5 protein-coding genes are annotated in these 3931 nt (G+C 69.0%); all 5 read left to right on the forward strand.

Annotated elements, in window-relative coordinates; all coding sequences use genetic code 11:
* On the forward strand, positions 1-237 hold a 237-nt coding region (locus tag HW577_RS22165), incomplete at its 5' end, for a hypothetical protein (protein WP_198378288.1).
* Positions 238-313: 76 nt separating this feature from the next.
* The gene (gene mdh, locus HW577_RS22170; RefSeq protein WP_198378289.1) at positions 314-1267 is read left to right on the forward strand and encodes a malate dehydrogenase; all 954 of its coding nucleotides are present in this window, start codon (positions 314-316) and stop codon (positions 1265-1267) included.
* An 80-nt stretch (positions 1268-1347) separates the two neighbouring features.
* The gene (gene sucC, locus HW577_RS22175; RefSeq protein ID WP_198378290.1) at positions 1348-2541 is read left to right on the forward strand and encodes an ADP-forming succinate--CoA ligase subunit beta; all 1194 of its coding nucleotides are present in this window, start codon (positions 1348-1350) and stop codon (positions 2539-2541) included.
* Positions 2542-2545: 4 nt separating this feature from the next.
* On the forward strand, positions 2546-3442 hold the full coding sequence (gene sucD, locus HW577_RS22180) for a succinate--CoA ligase subunit alpha (protein WP_198378291.1): 897 nt from the start codon (positions 2546-2548) through the stop codon (positions 3440-3442).
* A 157-nt stretch (positions 3443-3599) separates the two neighbouring features.
* Positions 3600-3931 (forward strand): 2-oxoglutarate dehydrogenase E1 subunit family protein (locus HW577_RS22185; RefSeq protein ID WP_408639548.1); only part of this gene is annotated, 332 nt, incomplete at its 3' end.

The raw sequence follows: 3931 nt of genomic DNA on the forward strand, positions 1-3931 counted from the left end.
CAGGCCGCAACCCGCGGCACGGCGCCGAACCGGCAGGCGGCATACCGAGCGACGGGCCGCCAGCAGGTCGCGGCGAACAGCCGCGGCGGCCGCAACGCCGGCGCGCGCACCCGCACCGTCTCCTGGCAGGGGGGCCTCGCCCCCGCGACCAACGCCCAGGCGGCGAGCTGCCCGACCGGCACGCTCGCGACGCTGGCCACCGGGCATTCGGACATCGTCCGCTGCATGCCCCTGTAAGGGGCCCCGCCTTGCCCGGCCGCGGACCTCGGGCTAGGTAGCGGCGCTTTTGCGCTGCACCACCTGAGGAAGCACCATGGCCCGCAAGAAGATCGCGCTGATCGGCGCCGGCAACATCGGCGGCACGCTCGCCCACCTGATCGGGCTCAAGGAGCTCGGCGACGTCGTGATGTTCGACGTCTTCCCCGGTGTGGCCGCCGGCAAGGCGCTCGACATCATGCAGTCCGGGCCGGTGGACGGCTTCGATTCCGCAATGTCGGGCACGGGCGACTACAGCGCGATCGCGGGCTCCGACGTCGTCATCATCACCGCCGGCTTCCCGCGCATGCCGGGCATGAGCCGCGACGACCTGGTGTCCAAGAACGCCGGCGTCATCGCCCAGGTGGCCGAGGGCGTGAAGACGCATTGCCCGAACGCCTTCGTCATCGTCATCACCAACCCGCTCGATGCGATGGTGTGGGTGTTCCGGGAGAAGTCGGGACTGCCGGCGAACAAGGTCGTCGGCATGGCCGGCGTGCTGGACAGCGCGCGCTTCCGCCTGTTCCTCGCGCAGGAATTCAACGTGAGCGTCGAGGACGTGACGGCCTTCGTGCTGGGTGGCCATGGCGACACGATGGTGCCGCTGACGCGCTATTCGACCGTCGCCGGCATCCCGGTGCCGGACCTGGTCAAGATGGGCTGGACGACGCAGGAGAAGGTGGACGCGATCTGCAACCGCACCGCGAACGGGGGCGGGGAGATCGTGAAGCTGCTCGAGAAGGGCTCCGCCTTCTACGCGCCCGCGGCATCCGCGATCGCGATGGCCGAGAGCTACCTCAAGGACAAGAAGCGCGTCCTGCCCTGCGCCGCCTGGCTGACCGGGCAGTACGGCATCGACGGGCTGTATGTCGGCGTGCCGGTGGTGATCGGCGCGGGCGGCGTCGAGCGCATCGTCGAGATCGAGCTGAACGCCGCCGAGAAGGCCGCCTTCGACAAGTCCTGCGGCGCCGTCCGCGAACTGATCGAAGCGTCCAGGAAGCTGGTGGGCTGACCCACCCGGGCCCGGCGGCGACGCCGGGCCTTTTCTTTGCCCCCCCGTCTTTGCCCCCCGCCGCAAGGGACATTCCGCGCATGAACATCCACGAATACCAGGCGAAGGAGCTGCTGCGCCGCTACGGCGTCGCCGTGCTCGACGGCCATGTCGCCTGGACGCCCGAGGAAGCGGCGGCCGCGGCCAAGGCGCTGCCCGGCCCCGTCTATGTGGTGAAGTCGCAGATCCATGCTGGCGGGCGCGGCGCGGGCCGCTTCAAGGAAGATCCGAACGGCAAGGGCGGCGTGCGCGTCGTCAAGTCGGTGGACGATGTCCGCACCGCCGCCGAAGCCATGATCGGCAAGACGCTCGTCACCAAGCAGACGGGCGAGCACGGCAAGGTCGTCTCCCGCGTCTATGTCGAGGATGGCTGCGACATCAAGCGGGAGCTGTATCTCGGCCTGCTGGTGGACCGCGCCACATCGCGCCTGACGGTCATGGCCTCCACCGAAGGTGGGATGGAGATCGAGGAGGTGGCCGAGAACCACCCCGAGAAGATCCTGAAGGTCGCGATCGACCCGGCCGCGGGCATTTCCGGCTTCCATTGCCGCAAGCTCGCCTTCGGGCTCGGGCTGGAAGGCAAGCAGGTCGCCGCCTTCACGAAGTTCGTCACGGCGCTCTACGGCGCCTTCGTCGAGCTCGACTGCATGATCGTCGAGATCAACCCGCTCGTCGTCACCGGGGCGGGCGAGATCGTCGCCCTCGATGCCAAGGTGTCCTTCGACGACAGCGCGCTGTTCCGCCACAAGGAGTTGGAGGCGCTGCGCGACGAGTCCGAGATGGACCCGAAGGAACTCGACGCCGGCAAGCACGACCTGAACTACGTCGCGCTCGACGGCGAGATCGGCTGCATGGTGAACGGCGCGGGCCTGGCCATGGCGACCATGGACATCATCAAGCTGTACGGCTCCTCGCCGGCCAACTTCCTCGATGTCGGCGGCACGGCGAACGCGGCGCGGGTGACCGAGGCGTTCCGCATCATCACCTCCGACCCGAACGTGAAGGCCATCCTGGTCAACATCTTCGGCGGCATCGCCAAGTGCGACATGATCGCCGAAGGCATCGTCGCCGCGACCAAGACGCTGCACCTCAAGGTGCCGCTCGTGGTGCGCCTCGAGGGCACGAATGTGGACCTCGGCAAGAAGATCCTGGCCGAGAGCGGCCTTGCGATCATTCCCGCGGACAACCTCGCCGACGCCGCGCAGAAGGTTGTCGCCGCGGTCAAGGGAGCCTAACGCCATGGCCGTTCTGGTCGACAAGAACACCCGCGTCATGACCCAGGGCTTCACCGGGGCCCAGGGCACCTTCCACGCCAGCCAGGGCATCGCCTATGGCAGCACCTATGTCGGCGGCACGACGCCCGGCAAGGGCGGCACGATGCACCCGGAACTCAACCTGCCGGTCTTCGACACGGTGGCCGAGTGCGTGGCGAAGACGCAGGCGAATGCATCGGTGATCTATGTCCCCGCCCCCTTCGCGGCGGATGCGATCCTCGAGGCGATCGACGCCGAGGTCCCGCTCGTCATCTGCATCACCGAGGGCATCCCGGTGCTCGACATGGTGAAGGTCAAGCGCGCCCTGTCGGGGTCCAGGACCACGCTGGTCGGGCCGAACTGCCCGGGCGTCATCACGCCAGGCGAGTGCAAGATCGGCATCATGCCCGGCCACATCCACAAGCGCGGGTCGGTCGGCGTCGTCTCCCGCTCCGGCACCCTGACCTATGAGGCGGTGGCGCAGACCTCCGCCGCCGGCCTCGGCCAGTCCTCCTGCGTCGGCATCGGCGGCGACCCGGTGAAGGGGATGGACTTCATCGACGTGCTGGAACTGTTCCTCAAGGACGAGGAGACCAAGTCGATCGTCATGATTGGCGAGATCGGCGGCCAGTCCGAGATGATCGGCGCCGACTTCCTCAAGCGCGAGAACTTCGGCCCCGGCAAGCCGAACAAGCCGGTGGTCGGCTTCATCGCAGGCGCCACCGCCCCCCCGGGCCGGCGGATGGGCCATGCCGGCGCCGTCATCTCGGGCGGCAAGGACACGGCGGAAGCCAAGATGGAGGCCATGAAGTCGGCCGGCATCCATGTGGCGGACAGCCCCTCGGCGCTCGGCTCGACCATGGTGAAGGCGCTGAAGGGCTGAGGGACCCCGCCCGGGGGGCCAATTTCCTGCCACCGGGCGGCCATAACGACTATGGTAAGAGTCGCCGCCGCATCCTGGCCTGGGGTGCGGCGTCGATCCGCGTCAGGAACTGAGGAAGGGTGACCCGGCGGGACAACCGCCGGGACGGAGAAGAACGATGGCTGGAGTGGACGTCCTCGCAACCGCGATGTCCGGCGCGAACGCCGCCTATCTCGCGGACCTCTATGCCCGCTGGGCCGAGAAGCCGGACAGCGTCGACCCCTCGATGGCCGAGCTGTTCGCCGCCCTGAACGATGAAGCGCGGGCGGTGCTGACGGATGCCTCCGGCGCCTCCTGGGCCCCGCGGGTGCGCGGCGCCTTCGGCCCCGAGCCCGAGAAGCCCGCCGCCAAGCCGGCCAAGCCCGGCGCGGCCGCGGCGGACCCCGAGGCGACGCGCCGCGCGGTGCTCGATTCGATCCGCGCGCTGATGCTTTTCCGCTCCTATCGCGT

The organism is Neoroseomonas rubea (genome assembly GCF_016106015.1).
In the GTDB taxonomy this organism is placed as follows: domain Bacteria; phylum Pseudomonadota; class Alphaproteobacteria; order Acetobacterales; family Acetobacteraceae; genus Neoroseomonas; species Neoroseomonas rubea.